This window comes from Lactobacillus iners DSM 13335, from assembly GCF_000160875.1.
Lineage (GTDB): Bacteria > Bacillota > Bacilli > Lactobacillales > Lactobacillaceae > Lactobacillus > Lactobacillus iners.
On the sequence record NZ_GG700805.1, the window covers coordinates 155414 to 177165 of the forward strand.

At 31.3% G+C, this 21752-nt stretch carries 22 protein-coding genes, 1 tRNA gene and 1 riboswitch; of the genes, 15 read left to right on the forward strand and 8 right to left on the reverse strand.

The features are described 5' to 3' along the window. Positions 1-58 precede the first annotated feature (58 nt). Positions 59-2008, forward strand: a complete 1950-nt coding sequence (locus HMPREF0520_RS02730) for a M13 family metallopeptidase (protein WP_006729383.1) — start codon at positions 59-61, stop codon at positions 2006-2008. Positions 2009-2153: 145 nt separating this feature from the next. Here HMPREF0520_RS02730 and HMPREF0520_RS02735 read toward each other — a convergent pair whose 3' ends face one another. The 3 genes from HMPREF0520_RS02735 to HMPREF0520_RS02745 form a co-directional block, all read right to left on the reverse strand. After that, complete coding sequence (locus HMPREF0520_RS02735) at positions 2154-3464, reverse strand: C1 family peptidase (RefSeq protein ID WP_006729384.1); 1311 nt, start codon at positions 3462-3464, stop codon at positions 2154-2156. A 70-nt stretch (positions 3465-3534) separates the two neighbouring features. Next, entirely contained in the window at positions 3535-4962 is a 1428-nt protein-coding gene (locus HMPREF0520_RS02740) for a PH domain-containing protein (RefSeq protein ID WP_006729385.1), read from the reverse strand. After that, the gene (locus HMPREF0520_RS02745; protein WP_010221985.1) at positions 4943-5416 is read right to left on the reverse strand and encodes a PH domain-containing protein; all 474 of its coding nucleotides are present in this window, start codon (positions 5414-5416) and stop codon (positions 4943-4945) included. Before HMPREF0520_RS02745 ends, HMPREF0520_RS02740 begins: the two co-directional genes overlap by 20 nt. A 162-nt stretch (positions 5417-5578) precedes the next feature. On the opposite strand from HMPREF0520_RS02745, the gene greA reads away from it, so the two are divergent. Beyond that, complete coding sequence (gene greA, locus HMPREF0520_RS02750) at positions 5579-6040, forward strand: transcription elongation factor GreA (protein WP_006729387.1); 462 nt, start codon at positions 5579-5581, stop codon at positions 6038-6040. Positions 6041-6150: 110 nt separating this feature from the next. On the opposite strand, the gene HMPREF0520_RS02755 is transcribed toward greA, so the two are convergent. The 3 genes from HMPREF0520_RS02755 to HMPREF0520_RS02765 are packed head-to-tail and all read right to left on the reverse strand — an operon-like array spanning position 6151 to position 8293. After that, on the reverse strand, positions 6151-6789 hold the full coding sequence (locus HMPREF0520_RS02755; RefSeq protein WP_006729388.1) for an alpha/beta hydrolase family protein: 639 nt from the start codon (positions 6787-6789) through the stop codon (positions 6151-6153). Position 6790: 1 nt separating this feature from the next. After that, positions 6791-7591 carry an ABC transporter permease gene (locus HMPREF0520_RS02760; protein WP_006729389.1) on the reverse strand — a complete coding sequence of 267 codons (801 nt, stop codon included), beginning with the start codon at positions 7589-7591 and terminating at the stop codon, positions 6791-6793. Then, positions 7592-8293: a metal ABC transporter ATP-binding protein gene (locus HMPREF0520_RS02765; protein ID WP_006729390.1), complete on the reverse strand. Its 702-nt coding sequence runs from the start codon at positions 8291-8293 to the stop codon at positions 7592-7594. Between the two features lie 131 nt (positions 8294-8424). Here HMPREF0520_RS02765 and HMPREF0520_RS02770 point away from each other — a divergent pair, with 131 nt between their 5' ends. The 3 genes from HMPREF0520_RS02770 to HMPREF0520_RS02780 are packed head-to-tail and all read left to right on the forward strand — an operon-like array spanning position 8425 to position 10298. Then, on the forward strand, positions 8425-8667 hold the full coding sequence (locus HMPREF0520_RS02770) for an arginine deiminase (RefSeq protein ID WP_006729391.1): 243 nt from the start codon (positions 8425-8427) through the stop codon (positions 8665-8667). 24 nt (positions 8668-8691) lie between these two features. Beyond that, positions 8692-9000, forward strand: coding sequence for a hypothetical protein (locus HMPREF0520_RS02775; protein WP_006729392.1), 309 nt, complete (start codon positions 8692-8694; stop codon positions 8998-9000). Then, on the forward strand, positions 8997-10298 hold the full coding sequence (locus HMPREF0520_RS02780; protein ID WP_006729393.1) for a class III lanthionine synthetase LanKC N-terminal domain-containing protein: 1302 nt from the start codon (positions 8997-8999) through the stop codon (positions 10296-10298). Before HMPREF0520_RS02775 ends, HMPREF0520_RS02780 begins: the two co-directional genes overlap by 4 nt. Before the next feature lie 323 nt (positions 10299-10621). Here HMPREF0520_RS02780 and HMPREF0520_RS02785 read toward each other — a convergent pair whose 3' ends face one another. Then, on the reverse strand, positions 10622-10936 hold the full coding sequence (locus HMPREF0520_RS02785) for a PTS sugar transporter subunit IIB (protein WP_006729394.1): 315 nt from the start codon (positions 10934-10936) through the stop codon (positions 10622-10624). A 113-nt stretch (positions 10937-11049) separates the two neighbouring features. Between HMPREF0520_RS02785 and HMPREF0520_RS02790 the strand changes: the two genes are divergently transcribed. Beyond that, positions 11050-11721: a CPBP family glutamic-type intramembrane protease gene (locus HMPREF0520_RS02790; RefSeq protein ID WP_006729395.1), complete on the forward strand. Its 672-nt coding sequence runs from the start codon at positions 11050-11052 to the stop codon at positions 11719-11721. Positions 11722-11754: 33 nt separating this feature from the next. Here the strand turns inward: HMPREF0520_RS02790 and HMPREF0520_RS02795 are convergent. Next, positions 11755-11825 (reverse strand) — tRNA-Gly (locus HMPREF0520_RS02795). Between the two features lie 151 nt (positions 11826-11976). On the opposite strand from HMPREF0520_RS02795, the gene trpS reads away from it, so the two are divergent. The 9 genes from trpS to HMPREF0520_RS02840 all read left to right on the forward strand — a co-directional run bounded on the left by trpS (position 11977) and on the right by HMPREF0520_RS02840 (position 21686). Further along, positions 11977-12996, forward strand: a complete 1020-nt coding sequence (gene trpS, locus HMPREF0520_RS02800; protein WP_006729396.1) for a tryptophan--tRNA ligase — start codon at positions 11977-11979, stop codon at positions 12994-12996. Positions 12997-13017: 21 nt separating this feature from the next. Then, entirely contained in the window at positions 13018-13491 is a 474-nt protein-coding gene (locus HMPREF0520_RS02805; protein ID WP_006729397.1) for a ComE operon protein 2, read from the forward strand. Further along, positions 13488-14057 carry a TPM domain-containing protein gene (locus tag HMPREF0520_RS02810; protein ID WP_006729398.1) on the forward strand — a complete coding sequence of 190 codons (570 nt, stop codon included), beginning with the start codon at positions 13488-13490 and terminating at the stop codon, positions 14055-14057. Before HMPREF0520_RS02805 ends, HMPREF0520_RS02810 begins: the two co-directional genes overlap by 4 nt. Before the next feature lie 70 nt (positions 14058-14127). After that, positions 14128-14304, forward strand: a riboswitch (M-box (ykoK) riboswitch). An 84-nt stretch (positions 14305-14388) separates the two neighbouring features. Further along, positions 14389-17076, forward strand: a complete 2688-nt coding sequence (gene mgtA / locus HMPREF0520_RS02815; RefSeq protein ID WP_006729399.1) for a magnesium-translocating P-type ATPase — start codon at positions 14389-14391, stop codon at positions 17074-17076. Positions 17077-17190: 114 nt separating this feature from the next. Next, positions 17191-19170, forward strand: coding sequence for a methionine--tRNA ligase (metG, locus tag HMPREF0520_RS02820; RefSeq protein ID WP_006729400.1), 1980 nt, complete (start codon positions 17191-17193; stop codon positions 19168-19170). After that, positions 19170-19943: a TatD family hydrolase gene (locus HMPREF0520_RS02825; RefSeq protein WP_006729401.1), complete on the forward strand. Its 774-nt coding sequence runs from the start codon at positions 19170-19172 to the stop codon at positions 19941-19943. The genes metG and HMPREF0520_RS02825 overlap by 1 nt, the downstream gene beginning before the upstream one ends. Then, complete coding sequence (rnmV, locus tag HMPREF0520_RS02830) at positions 19927-20490, forward strand: ribonuclease M5 (RefSeq protein WP_006729402.1); 564 nt, start codon at positions 19927-19929, stop codon at positions 20488-20490. The genes HMPREF0520_RS02825 and rnmV overlap by 17 nt, the downstream gene beginning before the upstream one ends. Beyond that, entirely contained in the window at positions 20480-21367 is an 888-nt protein-coding gene (rsmA, locus tag HMPREF0520_RS02835; protein WP_006729403.1) for a 16S rRNA (adenine(1518)-N(6)/adenine(1519)-N(6))-dimethyltransferase RsmA, read from the forward strand. Before rnmV ends, rsmA begins: the two co-directional genes overlap by 11 nt. A gap of 76 nt (positions 21368-21443) precedes the next feature. Next, positions 21444-21686: a Veg family protein gene (locus HMPREF0520_RS02840; RefSeq protein WP_006730494.1), complete on the forward strand. Its 243-nt coding sequence runs from the start codon at positions 21444-21446 to the stop codon at positions 21684-21686. The last annotated feature ends 66 nt before the right edge of the window (positions 21687-21752 follow it).

Here is a 21752-nt window from a genome sequence, read left to right on the forward strand (position 1 = left end):
CAAGCTTTTTAATCATGCTATCATATAAAGTAACAGTTTACTTAAAGGAGGAAAATTAATGACAAATATAAATATTCGTGGTGGTATTGGTAATATTATTGAACCAGATACTAATGCACGTCCTCAGGACAACTTATATCTAGCGGTTAATTCGGAATGGCTAAAAAAGGCTGAAATTCCTTCAGATCGTTCACGCACTGGAAGTTTTGATAAAATAGATGAAAATTTGGAAAAGCAACTTATGAAAGATTTTTCTGAATTTGCCAAAGCTTCTAAAGAGTTACCTGAGGTTAAGAATTTTGATAAGGCGGTAGAATTATATAAGATTGCCAATAATTTTGAAAAAAGAAATGCCGATGGTGCTAAGCCAATTCAATTAGATTTAAAATTATTAGAAGGCTTGCGTGATTTAAACGATTTCAATTTAAAAGCTGCAGATTTAACGAAGGCTGCTTTTACTTTACCATTCAATTTTAGTGTACAAACTGATATGAAAAATACTAAAGTTAATGCGTTGCATTTTAGTGGTCCAGGTCTATTTTTGCCGGATACTACTGTTTATAAGACTGATTCGGCTAAGCAGCTTTTAGATGTTTTTGAAAAGCAATCTATTAACTTGTTACATATGGCTGGTATTGATGAAACAGTTGCTAAAAAATATGTTCAAGATGCTATTAGTTATGATGCCCGTTTAGCTGAAGTAGTAAAATCTACAGAAGAGTGGGCAGATTATCCAGCAATGTATAATCCAACTGATATTTCTGATTTTGAAGCAAAATTCAGTTCATTTAAAATTGATCAATATTTGAACGAATTATTCCCTGAAAAGCCAAATAGAATCATTGTTGCAGAACCAAGATATCTAGATAATGTTGAAAAATTAATTAATAATAACCTCTTTGATGAAATTAAAGGTTGGTTAATAGTTGAATTTATTAATGATGTAGCATGTTACCTTTCCCAAGACTTTAGAGAAGCAGCTTTTCCATTTAGTCAAGCATTATCAGGACAACCCGAATTAGCTGCTGGTGAGAAACAAGCATACAGAATTGCTAGTGGTGCTTTTAGTGAAGTTGTTGGAGTTTACTATGGTCAAACATATTTTGGATCTGAAGCTAAAGCTGATGTGTTAGATATGATCCATAATATGATTGATGTATATGAAAAACGTATTGCTGAAAATGAATGGTTATCTCAAGCTACTAAAGACAAAGCAATCACTAAGTTGCGTGCGTTAATTTTGAAAGTAGGATATCCTAGCAAAATTAAGGAATATTACAATCGTTTGCAAATCATGACCGAAAAAACAGGCGGGACTTTGTATTCAAATATGAGTAAGATCTCACAAGCATCATTGCAGTACGAATTAGAACAATTGTATAAGCCAGTAGACCGCACTGTTTGGTTAATGCCAGGACATTTAGTTAACGCTTGTTATGATCCTCAGCGTAATGATATTACCTTCCCAGCTGCTATTTTACAAAAGCCATTTTACAGTTTAGAGCAAAGCCGTAGTACAAATTATGGTGGTATTGGTGTGGTTATTGCTCATGAAATTTCTCACGCTTTTGATAACAATGGTGCTAAGTTTGATGAATTTGGTAATATGAAGAATTGGTGGACAGAGCAAGATGCCATTGAATTTAAAAAACGTACACAAGCTGAAATTGATTTATTCGATGGGATTGAATATGGTCCAGTTACATTAAATGGTAAGCAAATTGTTTCAGAAAACGTTGCTGATCAAGGCGGACTAACAGCAGCTGTTGAAGCCAATAAGATTGAACATGGTGATATGAAAGAATTGTTTGAAAACTTTGCACGTGTGTGGGCAAACAAACAATATAGTGAATCGATTAAAACGCAAGTTGCAGTTGATGTTCATGCTCCTGGTCCAGAGCGAGCTAATGTTCAATCACAATGTCAAGAAGAATTCTACAAGGCATTTGATGTTAAACCAGAAGATGGTATGTGGTTAGATCCAGAAAAACGTGTAGTTATCTGGTAATCAAAAAGTTGATATTGATTCATTAGATGTATTTAAAACCATATTTCGATATTTTATCGGAGTATGGTTTTTATACTGCTTTGATTCAGACATAATAAAAAACCCGAAATTCGGATAAAAATTCGGGTTTTTTATTATATTTGTGTTATGCTATGGAATCCCAAGGCTTCAATGGTTCTGGTTCAGATTGAGCGATTTGCTTTTGTTCATCAGTTAAGTACTTCTTGTGCACAACAACTTCATAAACAAATTCTTCAAACCATTGATCGCTCATTGTAAAGTAACCCTTAGTAGCAATTTTGTCGCCCCAGGAGTTTTCTACTTTCCATTTTCTGACAGTCTCACCATCTAAGTCTACACCTGTGATAGTCATAGCGTGGGAAACAGTACCTTCACGAGTTTCCAAACGTTCTTTCTTAGTCATAGTAGTGTCGACGTCAAATAGTTGATCTAATTGGTACAAGTCAGTATCCAAGTAGCCAGTTTTATTATCTTTTTGCTTGCCAACATCATTACCAAACCAAACTGTTTCATTGTCTTTTAATTGAGCAATAGTTGCTTTACGCAAAACATCCATTGGAACGTTTAAGAAGGTAATAGGAATACCACCATTAACATTGTCTTCAAATGGTAATGAGTATAATTTGTTATATTCATGGTCAGGTGCGTTAGTTAAACAAACGTAATCTGAGAAGTCAAAGTTAATATATTTCTTGAAGAATTCTACTGGTGTTAAGTTCTTGTCCAAATGATATTTCTTGTCATCGTCTTTGTATTCTAAGTCAAATGTTTTCGGAGGTTCACCAACTGCTAGAGCAGTCATACGATATACTTCGTTTAAGAATTCTTTGCGTTTTGCTTCAACTTCTTCAAGTTTACCTTCTTGCACAAGTTTACGTAAGACTAAAGCATCTTTGCGTTCTTTTCTACCTAAAGATTCTGCTAAAGCAGCAGTATGATTAGTGTTGTATGTTTCAGGCATAGCATAGCTTGGCACTACACCGTACTTTTGAACTAGAGAAGCAGCCATTGCCCATTGTCCACCATCTTCACCGGCAAATCTTAAATATTCTTGTACAGTTCTATCTTCTAAAGGTTGGTTAGCACTATTGATGATTTCATCGTAGAATCTATTAGCACGTTCAATTTTATCCCAGAAAAAGTTGTATGCTTGGGACAAAGTGAAATTTTTAACTTTATGTTTTACACCGAATTCATGTCGTAAGGTATTTAATGTAGAAAATAACCAGCAACGACCTGATTGTTGTTGATTAGTTACATTTTCTGTATCTACTTCAATAGAAAATACATGATTTAATTTATCTCCTAATTCAGGATTAAATGAAGCTTCTAATAATCCAGATTTCATTGCAGCACGTGCAACAACTTTATTTCGTGCATTATTAAAGCTCTCTTGAAAATCTTTTAGTTCTTCAAATGTTAATTCATGAGCCATCTATAATTTTCCTTTAATTTTTTTAATGAATATATTTATTATATGTTATATTAATATGTTTTTGCTAGTCTTATCTTTTTTTTAATTCATCTAATAATTCTTGCTTTTTTATCGGTGGAATAAAAGGAATGGTAATAAAGGCAACTGGAGATTTACGTATAACTATTGTGATTGAGTATGTATTAAGTAGCCATTGCAACGGACCTTGTTTTATTGCAAAAAATTCGACATCACTAATAAGTGTGTATAGACATATTTTATTTAACATTCCAGTTCTCGAGATGATTGTATTTTTAGAAATGATAATATTTGTAAAAATCATGTGTATTATTTGTATTAGATAGCTAATCAGAATAACTCCACAAATGATAAATATGTATAAATTTTGCTTAGCAATGGCAATTATTAATAGAATAATAAATGGTACAAAAAATATAATGCTTAATCGTTTCAATAATGCAGAATTATTTTCTAAAGCGATATTTTTAAAAGAAAACTTTGGAAAAAACTGGTGTAGATTTTCGTACATCGGTGTCGTTTTAATAAATGGTAGAAATGTATTTCTATTAGCATTATTATCTTGTGGGATAGCAGGCGATGCTGAATACGTTTCAACAGTATGTATACCTAATAATTGCATAATTAAGTTTTGTCGAATAGCAATTGTTTTGATATATATTTTTTTAAAAGAATTGGTTCTATGTTCAATAAAACCGTTAATACTATAAAAAGTATCTTTATCATCTAGCAATTTAAAATTACCATATATAATAAATTGATTAATTAGTAAAAAGCATAAGGCCAATATTGTTGCTGTAGACCAAAATAAAGTACTATTTTTAATATATGTATAGATAAAGTTAGGAAGATAATGACGCAAATTAATATTATCTATTACTGAAGTGACGATGGCGATAATACTTATATATGCAACAATATTAATTGAAGTAAGTGATGACAACATTACATCTAAAATGTTGGTTTTAAATAGCAAACGTTCATTTTGATTAGCAATAAAGTCGCCTTTAATGAATTGTTTAAGGCTGTATTTACTTTCATTAGTTCCACCCAGATTAATCAGATCTTTAATTCGTTTGCATTCTATTAAACTAATACAATTGAAATTCAGGGTTCCTTCTTCATCGGAGTTAACACCAGTATCAACAACTAGATTAGTATGTTTAAAAATACGAAAGATTATTGGAGTATGTTGATTAGATTGTCTAACATTTTTAATTAGAAATTGTCTTTGACTAATATTGAAAATACCTTTTTGAATGATTATTTTTTCATTATCAATATAATATTTAAAATTTAGCCAGTAGTAGATTGACATGAATAGGTTGGTTAGTGGAGCTAAAAAAATATATTTAACATATGATAAATCATGTAGAAATTGGGCATGTTTCAAGTATAACCAGCTAAATATCAGTGTGATTATAATACACAAGAGTAAATATAAAAAAATAGGTAAGGGACTAGTATGACGTGTTTTCATTGGTATGCTCCTTAATAGCTTGATTCATACATTTAATAAATTCGTCAGCCTGTTTTTTATTGATAGCAGGAATAGTTATTTCATTGGCTAATGTAACTACACTAACACTTTTAGTATTTGTTAATAATTCAAGAGGTCCATTGGACTTAGTAACTGTATAAATTTTGGACCAGGCAATATAAATTTTCTTTCTGATGATTAAGCCTCGATGTATGATAACACCACTATCATTTATTTTGATACCTAACATTTTATACTCTAAGGGGGTATAGATGAGCATAAGGATTAATAAAAAAACGATTAATACTATTGCTAAATATGTAATTATATTATGCATTTCTGAACTAAGTTTTAAGAGATACTGTGAACCAATAATTATTGCCAAAATAGCTATCATAACAATTGAATAGATTGCTCTAATTATAATTAATTTGCTAGAAGTTTGATATTTCATAGTATTTCCTCCATATTTTGATATCCAATCTATTTTGATGTCAATTATACCATTGTAATACGTAAATGCAACAGTATAATTAGTGCTGGATTGTTTTTCTGGACAACATGTCGTAATATATAATTCAAGCTGATATATAACATGATGAGGTAATATATTAATATGGTTTATTTTCAAAAAATGACTCCGGAAGGTTATAAAAAAATTGAAACTGAAATCGCTGAATTAAAAAAGGATCGTCCCAGGCGAATAAAGATCTTGCAAGAAGCTCGTAGTTTAGGAGATTTATCCGAAAATTCTGAATATACTGAGGCTAAGCGAGATCTGGGGCATTTACAAAGTCGGTTGCGGTTTTTGAATAAGCAATTACAATATGCTCAAATAGTACAAAAAAATAATGATGGTGTAATTGATTTAGGGTCTCAAGTTGAAATTCAATTTGAAGATGAAGTAGAAATAGAACCATATACAATCGTCGGCACCTTAGAAGCTGATGTAATAGACAATAAGATATCATTTGATTCGCCTTTAGGTGCAGCTTTAATGCATAAAAAAGCAGGAGATTTAGTCAAAGTAAATGCACCTGCTGGTAGTTATCAAGTTCGGATTATTTCTGTAAAATAAATTTGTACTAATCAAAATAATATATCAATATTTTTTAAAAGAGTTAAAACTTTGCATAGTAAAAGCATCTATCATTTTTGATAGATGCTTTTTTATGAAAATAATTTTTATTATTCTGTCGTACTATATAAAATCCCATTAATTAGCTTAATTACTTTTTCTAATTTTGCACCTCTTTCTCTATGATTGAATCCCTTAAGAATATAAGTTATCAAATTAGAAGATGTATTTAAGCAATTTAATGTAGTAATTTGTTGAAAAGGGGTAGTTATATCTTGATCACCATTTATAAGATAAATTTTCGTTTTAATCATATTGTGTTGCACCAGATATAATAAATCAATAGCATTAGGACTTAAATAAGAAATCAACCAACTTTTTTCTGAAGAAAAAAGTTGCTGGTATTGAATACTTGAAAATCCGCTTATACAAATGATTTTTTCAAAAATTGAAAATTGAGAAAATAAGCTACATAAATAAGCACCGTAACTTTCTCCAATTAGATAAAACTTATAATTTGGAAAATAAGACTTTAATTTTTTAAACGTGCTATACAGCCAATCAAAATCTTTTTTGCCCCCTTCACCTGTTTTTATTGGATAGTTTAATAAAATTAGGTTTTCTTTTTTTGAAAAAAAGGTGGCAAAAGGATCTTCCAAAGGTGTCTTTATTTCAAAAAAAGGTCCGCCATGTAAATAGATAATAATTTTACGTTTAGATTTAATAAAATAAGGTATACATTCTTTCATTTTATCTTTCAGATAATGTTAATGGCATCCGCTTAAGGATAAATTGAGCAATTACAATCATAAAGAGTGTGATAACAATTGCAATTAAAATATCTATCCAATTGAAAATACCAAACGCAACAGTACGAATTGCCTTTAGTTGATAAGACAATGGGTTAATAGCTGACAACACCTTAATAATAAATGGTGAATGCGAATTGAATACATATAAAGTAGGAGCAGCATATGAAATTGGAGAAAATAGAAGAGTCATAACTACATCACGCTGTTCATATGAGGAAATTCTAGTACTTAAAATGATTCCTAATGCAGACCAAAATTCTAGTGAAATTAACAAGACTAAAAAGGATAGTAACAGGAGACCAATATTATAAATACCTCCTGTAAATCCTCCCAAAATAAGTAAAATGCTACTTTGAAAAAGAAGGCCGATCATTGGGAAAAAGCTCATTCCAGTAATATAATGCCAAGGCTGAACACCATTAGTAAATTTAATAGCTAATAAACCATATTCTTTATCGACTGTTGAACGATACATTGCTTGAGACATTTGCGTAGTCATGAAAAATGTAAGTACACCAGTTAAAGCATATTTATTATAAGAAATTGTTAATCCTGCATAATGAACAGCTGATAAATTTTCATTCAATGCCATAACGAGTAAACCATAAGTGATTAAAGGTTCCATTAACATAGATAAAAGTAAGCCCTTATTATGCTTAAATGCTCGCCACTCATTGTTTGCTACTATTTTAATTGATTTCAAACCTAATGATTGATGTCTAAATTGTTTTGGATTCATTTATTTTCCTCTTTCTTTTAGGTATTTTTCTCTTAAACTCGTGCTATCGTTTAAAAAGTTATTTAATGAACCAAAATATTTTTGAGCATGGTCATTAATAAATAAAACTTGAGTTGCATAATCTTCTAATAACGTTAAATCGTGAGAAGATGTTAATACTAGAGCTCCTTTTTCTACTTCTTTTTTTAAATACTTAAATAAGTTTTCAGAAGTTTCAACGTCTAATCCAGTTGTCGGTTCATCTAAAATATATAATTTTGGTTTTCTAGCTATTTCTCTAGCAATTTGAACTCGTTGTTGTTGACCACCTGAAATGTGGTCTACAGCTTTATCTTTTAGACTGTATAAATCTAGGAGCTGTAAAGCCTCTTTAGCATATTTTTGAGCAGTACGTAAATCATATCCGGCAAGTAATGGTCCTTGAATTACATTATCTAGTACATTTGTATACCAATCTATTAGTTGACTTTGTGGACTAAAACCAACGTCATTAAACATATTCTTTTTAGTAGATTTTAATTCCCAACTAATCTTTCCACTCAGAGGAGTATTAATTCCTATAAGTGTATTAATTAATGTAGATTTGCCAGCACCATTAGCCCCTATTAGAGCTATAAATTCCCCCTTATTTAGTTTGAAATCTAAGTTTTTAACTACGGTTGTGTCTTTATACCCAATTGTTAAATTTGATACATCAATCATAATTACATCTCCTCTTTAATTAAAAAACATAAAATTATTTTTTTATTATTAAAAAGCCAATTTTATGTTGACTTTAATTATATATTAATGCTAATATTATTTCAAGCGAAAGATTAAAGGAGGATGTCTAAATGATGTCACAAGAATTCAAAAAATTAATAGAACAATTACAAGATGATCCTAAAATAATTAGTAAATTTTTAGCAGATCCTGTTGCGTTTTTAGAAAAATTACATATTACTTCTGAAGAGCGTAAAGCACTTTTATCACGTGATGTTGAAGCGTTGAATGTATTGGGTTTAAATGATTCTCAAGCTGTTGGTGCACTATCAGGAGCTCACAGTCAAAGATGTAGTACCAATAGAAGAATGTAGTATTTAATAGAATATAAAATTATAATGAACTTCAATGAAATATATCGAGAACCAGATAGTTCGCTGACATATGCTTTAAAAAGAATAGTTTGTGAAATAAATAAAAACAACACTATTTTAATTAAAACTCGAATTTATTATGAATATAATCTGTTTATCATAAATTCATATCGTCAGCCAAGATCAAAACGATACAGTATTTCTCAATTAGGAGAATATTTTCGTGAACATATTATTCAAACAGATAAAATAGAGTATTTGATTATTAGATATATCGATGGAATGTATTTATTAGCACAATTGGATAATGAAGAACAAGGTTTTGTGCCGTGAAGAAAAGCAATTTATCTAAAAAATATTCAATTTTCTTAAATATTAATAATATAAAAAAACAAAGTTCTCAAGATATTTGGGCTTATCCAAGTTATGCACACTCTATAGTTGCTGATTATGGTTGGAAAATACATATTAGTGCAGTTGTTACCAACGCTTTAGAAATTGCAGAGAAATTTTTGAAATTAAATAAACGTTATAAATTAGATTTTAAAATTATTTCTTCGATTTCAAACTTAGAGAAACTTAACATGGGTTATTATGGTAATAGTCAGGTAGGAAAATTTATTACAATTTATCCACCACAGGACAAAGTACTTAATACTTTAGAAATATTGTATTATTTCTTTCACAATGATATTGGAATCCCAGTTGGCTCTGATTTTTCTTATAAGTTAAGTTCAAACGTTTATTATCGATTTGGAACTTTGCTTTTAGATAGCAGAAATATAGACAAGAGAGATAAGCAATTAAAACCATTTAAAGATGCAGAGACAATACCAGATTATACTTTGAGACATTTACATCAACTCCCCAGTAATTACTTAATACTAAAAGTATTAAAAAAGATGGGACCTACAGGTGTATTTCTGGGCCTTGATATCAGTACTAGAAAAAAAGTCATAATTAGATATGCGACTAAGCTTTATAATTTAGAACTTAGTGGTATTGATGAGAATGATAGACTTTTAAGTACTAGTAGTATTTTAAATATGAATGAGATAAAAAATAATTCCCACTATGAAAATATTATAGATACATTTTATGTAGATACCTCAGTGTTTCTGGTAACTGAGTATATTGATGGAAGAACTTTGGATGAGATGGCTTTAGATGGTGAATTAGATAAATTATCTAATTCACAAAAAATGCATATTTTTAATCAAATGTATAGTTCTATAACTAATCTCAATAAATTAGGTATTATGTTTAGAGATGTTTCGTTTAATAATGTAATAATTACTCAAAATTTAGAATTAAAAATCATAGATTTTAATTATGCAGTATCCCAATCTGGATTACCTAATTTTGGAGGAAGAAAAGTTAATCCTGCAGGAACATATGGATTTTATAATCCAGTTATTCAAATGAAGTATCATAATTCAGACAAGTATGGATTAGCTAAGTTTTTATATTTTTTATTTTATCCTAAGGCATATGTTCAATTTGTTTCTCAGATTGACATTGATACTAGTTATTCAAGGATTACAGATATTTTAAAATCTGTCACTTGTAAACCATTACCTAAGGAAGTAGATATTTTATATAACTATTTATTAGATGAATTCATTTATTGAAAGGAGGGTTGTGGTATGTCAGCAGGATATATTTATTAAGAATTGCGTCTACAAAAAGTTCGCAACAAGGCAGTTAATTACTTGCCAACAGACGCATAACAGGTGGTTATATTATATAGCCACCTGTTTTTATATTCATGGATTAGTTACTTTTATTAATTATTTTGTGTCTTCATTTAAGCGACTTATGAGTCCATTAAACCTTATTTTTGAAACAACAAAAAAAGACCTGACATTGAAGGCCTTTTTTTGTGATGTGAGTGTAATACTATACACCTTCATTTTAAACTTATTTAATTAAATAGTCTAAAAAATTTTTTTATTTACAATATTTTTTTGATTTGCTCTAGAGTTTGATTAGCATTGAGCTGGCTGTATAGATCTATGCTGATATATCTAACTAGTATTTTATTATTTGATTTTTGTAAAATTAATTCATTAACCTGATCTCTTAGGTATGCTAGTTGCGGAGCAAGTAATAATAGGTCGGTTTTTTGCTGCTTGATTATATCGGCGATTTGTGAAGCTGTAGTCGATTCTATTGTGATTGCGTCGTCTGTTATTAGTTGCTTAATTTTTGTTACTAATATCGATGCAGATAGACCAGTAGTACAGGCAATAGTTACCTTTTTATTCATCTTTTTCTTCTTTCATGTCTTGTAGTTATTTCAAAGTATGGATTAAAAAATTATTGATGTCAATGTTAGTCAATGCTGTATTTGATATAATAACTTAAGAATAAAACAAAGGAATGAAGACTGTGAATACTCCAAAATCTTTTCAAGGCAATATAGTTCGTTATAGTGTCTATTTAGTTATTTATTTATTTTTATATGCCTGCATTTATCAGGTAATTCATATTGCTCGTGTTAATTGGCTAATTGATATACCTATTTTAATTTTTGTGCTCCTCGGTTTGTTTTTTTATACCAGAAGATATAATAAAGAACAACGCTATTTTGAGAAAAAGACAGAGATAACACTAGCAAGTGATTATAAATTAATTGTTGGGGCAACAATTTTGTTAATTGCTTTTCGTTTGTTGATAGCTTATTTTCAATTTAAAAAGTATGTACCTTTTACTAGGAATCAGTTATTTTACCTGCAACATGAAAACAATGATTTGTTTTGGCTATTGATAATTTATCAAGGTTTGTTCTTGTCGGTTATGCAACAGTTTTTAGGGATTGGCTTTTTCTTTAATTACTTTTTCCGTAAGCAAACATTCTTTCATGCTATGGTAGGTATTTTAATGTCAGCCTTATTTTTTGCCTTTCTTAATCTTCAATTTTCTTTGCTATGGTTTATTATTAATTTCGCCTTTGGCTATTTTTTGGCCTTATTTTATTTATATTCACAGTCATTTCTTTGGACTATTTATTTTGCAATACTAAATAGTATCTTTTGGATTATTTTGCTATAAAAAAAAAGACGGCTTAGACCGTCTCTTTTCATAAGCGGATAGCGTGAATCGAACCCGCATCCCCAGCTTGGGAAGCTGGTATTTTACCATTAAACTATACCCGCTTAACAAGAGCTATTATAGCATGATATTCCCATTTTTGACAATTGATTATTTGCATCTAGGCATGAAGATAACAATAATATATTTAAAGCAATTGCCTTTTTTGCTAAAATGTAGTCATTATGATTGGACTACGCTAAGGAGATAATATTTATGAAAAAAGTTTTACTAACTGGGGATCGACCTACAGGTAAGTTGCATATTGGACATTATATTGGATCATTAAAAAATCGTGTTAAATTACAAAATTCAGGTGAATATGCCCCATATATTATGATTGCTGATACGCAAGCATTGACTGATAATGCCCGTAATCCGGAAAAAATTAAAAACAGCTTAATTCAAGTCGCATTAGACTATTTAGCTGTTGGACTAGATCCTGAGAAATCTACTATTTTTGTTCAGTCACAAATTCCAGCATTATTTGAATTGACGGCATATTTTATGGATTTGGTTACTGTTGCTAGACTGCAACGTAATCCAACTGTTAAAAATGAAATCAAACAGAAAGGATTTAACGATTCTTTGCCGATTGGTTTTTTAAATTATCCAGTTTCACAAGCTGCAGATATTACAGCCTTTAAGGCCTCTATTATTCCAGTAGGCGATGATCAAGAACCTATGCTGGAACAAACTAGAGAAATTGTTAGAACATTTAATAGTGTTTATGGTAAAGAAATCTTAGTTGAACCTAAGGGATATTTTCCTCCTAAGGGACATGGGCGGTTGCCAGGTATTGATGGAAACGCTAAGATGTCTAAATCATTAAATAATGCGATATATTTGTCTGATGATAGTGAAACTGTCAAGAAAAAAGTAATGTCTATGTATACTGATCCTGATCATATTCACGTTCAAGATCCTGGCAAAGTGGAAGGCAATACAGTATTTACTTACTTGGATGTATTTGATCCTGATAAAGATAAAGTTGCATCATTAAAGGAACAATATCAAAAAGGTGGTTTAGGTGATGTTAAATTGAAACAATATCTTTACCAAGTAATAGAAGCTGAATTGATGCCGATAAGAGAGCGTCGTGCAAATTTTGCTCAAAATACTGCTGAAGTATATGAGATGTTGCAAGAAGGATCACGTAAAGCCAATGTAGTTGCCAATCAAACTTTAGCAGAAGTTAGAGAAGCAATTGGCCTTAACTATTTTGACCATAAATAATAATTTGGGAGAAATAATAAAATGGTACGTGATAGAATTTCATGGCAACAATATTTTATGATGCAAGCTCTCGTAATCTCGCAACGTTCAACGTGTGATCGTGCACTTGTAGGTAGTGTTTTAGTTAAAGATAAACGGATGATAGCAACTGGCTATAATGGTAGTGTCACTGGGGAGCCTCATTGTGATGATGAGGGGCACTTAATGGTTGATGGACATTGTGTTAGAACTATTCATTCTGAAATGAATGCTTTAATTCAGTGTGCTAAAAATGGTATTTCTACTGAAGGGTGTGCAATTTATGTTACACATTTTCCATGCTTCAATTGTACAAAGGCGTTAGTTCAAGCAGGGATTGTAGAAGTTAATTATTATTATGATTATCGTGATAATCCTCTAGTTATGGCCCTTTTATCTGACAAACATATCAAGGTTCAAAAAATCAATATAGATAGAAAATATCTACATAATTTAGAAAAAAGCTTAGAGATATGAAAACTAGAGTATTATTATTTGTTTTTGTTTTGTGGATTTCATTATGTTTTACTTCAGTTTCAGCTGTAGCATCTGGTCCGATTAAAGTTTCTGATAAATTAATTGAACGGATTAATCACAAAAACAAATGTTATGCTAAGACACCGCTAAAAATAAGATTGACATTGATTAGTATGCCTTCTCAACACTCTGAACAGGTTCAAAAGGTTAAAAATAATCAGGTGTTGATATTGCTGATGGATAACGATCTTAGAATTAAGGTGGGGTCAAAAATGCAAAAAATTTTATCTGTTAGTAAATGTAATGCCATTATTTTATATGTAAGTAAATATTTGCGAAGCAATGATAAAATTAAACAAAATCAAGGATTGGAAAAAGCTGTTAATGCTATATATACCATAATTGATCAAGAATATAATCTACCTTTTGATAGTTCCGATTTGACATCAAAAGAAATGGATAAAATACTTCATCCGCAAAGAAATAATTTGATTTGGACAGTAGTAGTGGTTGTAATCTTCTCCTTTATAATTACATATACGCAACGCAGAAGATTCTCATTGTGATTTATTGCAAAATAAACTTGACATTTTTAATCTTAGTTCTTAGAATGATTATGTCACAACTAAATAGATGAATTTGAACTGTTAGGTGAGACTCCTACGTGAAAATATGCTGTTGCCCAGCAACATCCAGAGATGCCAACGGGTTAAACAGGGATCGTCGATTTAAGGCCCTCCCCAGACAGCTGGTTACTAACTTTGTAGTAACGTTACGTCACGTAGTGTTAAAACTGAACGACGAGTGAATTAATATTCGCCTTGGAGAAAAAGGGGTCAATACAGTTTTCGTATTGGTCTCTTTTTTCAGTTTGTAGTAGAAAGGATGTTGAATAGAATGTTAAAGATAAATACTTCGCCAAAGAATCAGACCAATGATACTTCTTTAGTTAAGAAAATTGCCAGAGAAGACAAAGTCGCGACGCTATATCGTATGCAGACAACTCTTAATGGTTTAACTCAAGAAGAAGCTAGTAAAAGATTAGCCAAAAATGGTCCCAATGAAATTGCAGTTGATAAGCATAATAATAAGTTGCATTTCTTATTTGAAGCATTTTTGACACCCTTTACTATAGTATTGTTAATTTTAGCTACTATGTCATTGTTCACAAATTATATTTTTGTGGCACCAAGTGATAAAGATTTAAGTACTGTCATTATCATGTTGACTATGGTATTTATATCAGGAATCACCAGTTTTGTGCAAAATGTTAAAACTAATGATGCAGTAGAAGCATTGCTTAATATGGTTTCTGTTACTACCAATATCAGGCGTTCGAACCAAGATCGAGAATATCCTACTAAAGAAGTTGTAGTTGGCGATATTATTAATGTTGCTGCAGGTGATATGGTTCCTGCCGATATGCGTTTATTAAGAAGCAAAGACTTGTTTTGTTCGTCTAGTTCATTGAATGGAGAATCTAGACCTGTTGAAAAAATAGCTAATATTAAGCCAACGGATGCTCAAATAGATGAATATTTAGATTATCCAAATATTCTATACGAAGGAACTACCATCGTTTCTGGCTCCGGAATGGGAGTAGTCTTTGCGACTGGTGATAATACAGTATTTGGTCGTGTTGCTCAAAGTATTTCTAAAAATAATATTAAAGAGACAACATTTGATGTTGGTATTAAGCACATTTCGGAACTTTTATTAACAATGACTGCTGTGATTGCACCTCTTGTATTTTTAATTAATGGTTTAACTAAAGGTGATTGGTTAAGTGCTTTGATTTTTGCTATTGCTACTGCCGTTGGTTTAACCCCAGAAATGCTACCAGTAATTGTAACTAGTAACCTTGTTAAAGGTTCAGTTGAGATGTCTAAGCATGGCACCATTGTCAAAAAAATGAATTCTATTCAGAATTTTGGATCTGCGGATATTTTATGTACTGATAAAACTGGAACTTTGACGCAAGATAAAGTTGTTTTGGAAAGACATTACAATCTAGCTTTAAAAGAGAAAAAACATGTACTAGAGCTTTCATATTTAAATTCTTACTATCAAACAGGAATGAAAAATTTGATAGATAAGGCTATTATCGAAGCCGCTGGTGATGAGTTGGATATTAATGATTTGCAACATCGTTATAACAAAATTGACGAAATTCCGTTCGATTTTAAACGTAGAAGAATGAGTGTTGTTGTTGCTAATGATAACAATGAACATATTTTAGTTACTAAAGGTGCAGCTGAAGAGATGATATCCTGTTCTACTAAAATGGAGGTAGATGGTCAAGTAAAACCGTTAACCGAGCAAAGAAAGAAACAAATTTTAGCGGATATTGCTGAAATGAATGATGATGGGTTAAGAGTTGTTTTATTAGGATATAAGATGAATCCAGCACCTGTTGGGGAATTCTCAGTTGATGATGAGAGTGAATTGACTTTAATTGGCTTTTTGGCATTTTTAGATCCACCTAAGGAAAGTGCTAAAGCGGTTATTGAAAATCTGAAGCATGATGGAATAACAATTAAAATCCTTACTGGAGATAATGCAGCTGTTACACGTAATGTAGGGTTGCAGGTAGGATTAAATGTAGACACTATTTATACTGATAGTGACTTTGCTGGCAAGACTCATGAAGAAATGAAGAAAATGGTTGAAGAGTGTGATATTTTTGTGAAATTATCACCAGAATCGAAAGCTAGAATCATTCAATTATTGAAGGAGAATGGACATACTGTAGGTTATATGGGTGATGGAATTAATGATGCACCTGCTATGAAATCAGCAGATGTTTCCATTTCTGTAGATACAGCAGTCGATATTGCTAAAAAATCTGCCGATATTATTTTATTACATAAGGATCTATTAATTCTGGAAAATGGTGTTCGTATTGGTAGGCAGATTTTCGGTAATACCATGAAATATATTAAGATTACATTGTCATCTAATTTTGGTAACATTTTATCGATCTTAGTAGCCTCTTCTTTCCTACCATTTCTACCTATGTTGCCATTACAGTTATTAATTTTAGATTTACTATATGGTACGTCCTGCTTGTCTATTCCATTCGATACTATGGATAAACAATATTTGGATGTTCCACGTAAGTGGAGTACACGAAAATTACCAAAATTTATGTTTTACTTTGGACCAGTGTCATCTATTTTTGATATCATAACATTTGCTTTATTGTTCTTTGTTATATGTCCAACTGTTGCTGGTGGGCAATATAGCCAACTGGCTGCAAGTCAAAAAACTATTTTTGCGACTGTATTTACTGCAGGATGGTTTATTGAATCACTATGGACGCAAGAGATTGTAATTCATGCATTGCGTGATCCAAAGATACCATTTTTACAACAAAGACCTTCAGTCATAGTTGCTTTATCCACAATTCTTACATCGATTTTTGGAACAGTGTTACCATTTGTGCCAAGTATTGCGAAAATGATGAAATTTGGAGAATTGCCAGGATATTATATAATATTGGTATTTATTTTACTGGTGATGTATATTTTGTTAACGACAATAATCAAAAAACAGTATTTAAAATCAGAACAGTTTTTAATTTGATATATATGAAAAAAGAGGATTTATCCTCTTTTTTTGTATATAATTTTTATTACCTAAATTATCTGGTTTGTACTATGTTATACTAGCATTAATTGAAAAAAAGGAGATATTTATATGGCTGAAAAAAAGACTTTTTATATCACTACGCCGATATATTATCCATCAGGTAAATTAACTATAGGAAATGCTTATACGACTGTTGCTGCTGATGCAATGGCTCGTTATAAGCGTAATGAAGGTTTTGATACTTTCTTTTTAACTGGTACAGATGAACACGGTCTTAAAATTGAGCAAAAAGCTGAAGCTCAGGGAATAAAACCGCAAGAATTTGTGGATAATATGGCATTATCATATAAGAAATTGTGGAAACTATTGGATATTTCTTACGATAAATTTATTAGAACTACCGATCAAGAACACGTTTTGGCAGTGCAAAAAATTTTTGAACGTTTGCTTAAACAAGGCGATATTTATTTAGGTGAATATCAAGGTTGGTATTCAGTTGAAGATGAAGAATATTTTACTGAGTCACAACTTGCTGAAGTTTACAAGGATGATTCAGGCAAGGTAATTGGCGGTAAGGCACCTTCTGGTCACGAAGTTAAATTGATTAAAGAACCTTCATACTTTTTCAGAATGAGTAAATATGCTGACCGTTTATTGGAATATTATAAAGAAAATCCACAATTTATTTTGCCTAATTCGCGTGAAAAAGAGATGATTAACAACTTTATCAAACCAGGGTTAGAAGATTTATCAGTTACACGAACAACTGTTGATTGGGGTATTCCTGTTCCAAGTGATCCTAAGCATGTTGTGTATGTGTGGATTGATGCCTTGTCTAACTATATTTCTGCTTTGGGCTATAGTTCTGAGGATGATTCTTTATTTAAAAAATATTGGCCAGCTGATGTTCATTTAGTAGGTAAGGAAATTGTTCGTTTCCATACTATTTATTGGCCGATTATGTTAATGGCCTTAGATTTACCTTTACCAAAACAAATTTTTGGCCATGGTTGGGTATTGATGAAAGATGGTAAGATGTCTAAATCTAAGGGTAACGCAGTTTACCCTGAAATGATTGTTAACCGCTATGGCTTAGATGCTTTGCGTTACTATTTAATGCGTGCTATTCCTTTTGGCTCAGATGGTATCTTTACTCCTGAAGATTTTGTAGAAAGAGTTAACTTTGATCTTGCTAATGACTTAGGAAACCTTTTGAATCGAACTATTTCTATGATTAATCAATACCAAGATGGCTTGGTAGATCCTGTTTCTACTACTGAAGATGAATATGGTAAACAATTAAAAGAATTGGCTAACCATACCATTAATCTTTATCATGAACAAATGGATGCTTTGCATTTTTCTAAAGCCCTTGATACTATTTGGGGGTTAATTTCACGTGCCAATAAATACATCGATGAAACTACACCTTGGGTTCTTAATAAAGAAGGCAAAGTTGACGAATTAAAGTGCGTTATGAGTAATTTAGCTGAAAGTTTGCGTTTAATAGCCCTTTTAATTAGACCGATCATGACGCAAAGCCCTGTTCACATTTTTGAACAGTTAGGTTTGTCCTTAGATGATGCTAATGCTACTTCTTTATGTTGGGGAGCTTATGGATGGCAAAACTATGTAACTAAAAATCCTAAGCCAATTTTCCCACGTTTAAATAATGAAGAAGAAATTAAATATATCAAACAGGAGATGGCTAAGGCCAAGCCTAAGAAGAGTACTCGTAGTGAGCAAAAGCAAACCAATAGTGAGATAACAATTGATGATTTTGCTAAAGTTCAATTACAAGTTGCAGAAATACTTGCAGTAGCTCAAGTAAAAGGATCTAATAAATTATTAGCCTTTACTTTGGATTTAGGTGAAAAGGAACCAAGACAAATCTTAAGTGGTATTGCAGCTTTTTATCCAGAACCACAAGAATTAGTTGGTAAGAAAGTCTTAGCAGTTACTAATTTGAAACCTAGAAAGATGCTAGGTCAAGTAAGTCAAGGCATGTTATTATCTAGCGAAAAAAATGGTGTAGTTAAGTTAATTATTGTTTCTAATGAACATGAAAATGGAGCTTTATTAGGCTAATGGAATTATTTGATTCACACATGCATCTTAATGATGAGCCTTTTCGTGGAAAAGAAGAATATTATTTAAAACGTGCTAAGCAACTAAATGTATTTAGCGGTGTGGTTGCCGGACAGGATGCGGAGTTTAATCGTAGAGCTATAGAATTAGCTGAAAGATTTTCGAATTTATATGCGACTGTTGGTTATTGCCCAGATGTGGCTACTAAGGTTGATGCTAAAGCATATGATGTTTTAATTAAAGAATTAACTAAGGATAAGGTTGTGGCATTAGGAGAGATCGGACTGGACTATTATTGGGATGAATCTCCTCGTTCAGTTCAACGTGATGTTTTTGCCCAACAGCTAGATTTGGCATATCAGATTAAGAAACCTGTTAACATTCATACTAGGGATGCCTTTGAAGATACCTATGATATTCTAAGCCAAAGTAAAGTCGGCGAGTATGGTGGCATTATTCATAATTTTAATGGTGATCCAGATTATTTGAAAAAGATTTTAGATTTAGGGATGTACGTTTCTTTTTCTGGTGTTGTTTCTTTTACTAATGCAGTTGATGTTCATGCATCCGCTAAAGCAGTTCCTTTAGATAGATTTTTAATTGAAACTGATGCACCATATTTAACCCCTAAACCATATCGTGGCAGACAGAATGAAACAGGGTATGTTTATTATGTAGCACAAGCTATCGCTGATATTAAAAATATATCGTTAGAGGAGGTTGCTTTACATACATTTAATAATGCAATGAGGATTTATGGAATTACAAAATAAAAAAAGATTTGATGCAGTTGTTATTGTTGAGGGACGCGATGATACCAAAAGGTTAAAACAATATTTTCCAGGTATAGAGACTATAGAAACTAATGGCTCTGAAGTGTCGCAACAAACTATAACTACTATTGTTAATATTGCTAAAAAAAGAGATGTAATTATTTTTACTGATCCTGATTTTAATGGCGAGAGAATAAGAAAAATAATCCTTAAAGCAGTGCCGACTGCTAAGCAAGCATTTATTACTCGTAAAGAAGGTGAACCTACTAAGCGAGGAAATAGTTTGGGAGTAGAACATGCTTCTAAAGCTGCTTTGCAACGAGCATTATCTGATTTACATGAAGTAGATATTAAAGCCAACGCTATTTCTATTCAGCAATATGATGAGTTAGGACTAGGTATGGGTGATAATGCTAGAAAGTTACGCGAAAAAGTAGGTATAGCATTAGGCGTAGGATATGGTAATGCTAAACAATTTTACAAGAGATTGGCTATGTTTGGTATTAGTTATAATAAACTAAAAGAGGTGGTTAAACATGTCAAATAGCATTCCAATTGCGACGCCGCTTAGAACTCGGGCGATTGTTAATCGTTATTTTATGAAAGCTAAAAAGAGTTTAGGTCAAAACTTTTTAGTCGATCTGCCGATCGTAAAAAAGATTATTGCCAGTGCTGGTGTTGTTGAAGGTTCACAAGTTATTGAAATAGGACCAGGTATAGGGTCATTAACAGAACAGTTATTATTAGCTGGTGCAAAAGTATTAGCTTATGAAGTTGATCCAGATTTACCTGATATTTTGTATAATGAATTACCTGCTCAAATAGGTAATTATGAACTTAATGATCGTTTTAGAATAATTATGAAAGATATTCTAAAAGCAGATTTTGCAACGGATATTGCTGATTATTTTGATGTAAATCAGCCAATTATCGTGGTTGCTAATTTGCCATATTATATAACTACACCTATAATTTTAAAATTGATGCATAGTCCTATTAAAATATCTCAGCTTACATTGATGATGCAAAAAGAAGTAGCTGAAAGAATTTCAGCTGCACATAAAAGTAAAGCGTATGGTCCCTTAACTATTGCAGTCAAGAAAGATATGGATGTTGATTTTGCCTTTGAAGTCAAAAGAACATCATTTATGCCTAGTCCCAAAGTTGATTCAGCTGTAGTGGTGTTAAAACCATTAGAACACAAACTTTTGATTGAACATGAAGATCTTTTTAATCAAATAGTAAAGTTAGCTTTTTCGCAAAGAAGAAAAACACTTAATAATAATTTGAAGTCTTTAATTAAAGATAAAGACGCCAGACAAAAATTGTTGAATGATCTTAATTTAGATAGTAATATTAGACCTGAAGAGTTGTCTATATTACAATATATTGAATTGTCAAAGAAAATATTTGAACAAAGATGATATGCCCTTTTCTTATATTCTATTGCTTATAGGGCTTTTTTGTGATAGAATGGAACAGAGTTAGGGGTGGTGTCTAATGCCAATGTCATTGATGGCAATAAAGGAAAAATTGGATAATCATTTAGGGCAAGAACTTATCGTTATTGCTCAAGCTGGTAGAAAGAAAGTTATCAGACGTAAGGGTGTTCTGAAGAAAACTTATCCAGCCGTGTTTGTTGTTGATTTGGATCAGCAACAAAATAATTTTGAGCGAGTTTCGTATAGTTATACAGATTTGTTAACTAAAAATATCGAACTTGACTTTGATGTTATAAGCTAAATTGAAAGATAATGCGAACAATCACTAGTGTTTTAGTTAAAAATACTAGTGATTTTTTATTTTTTA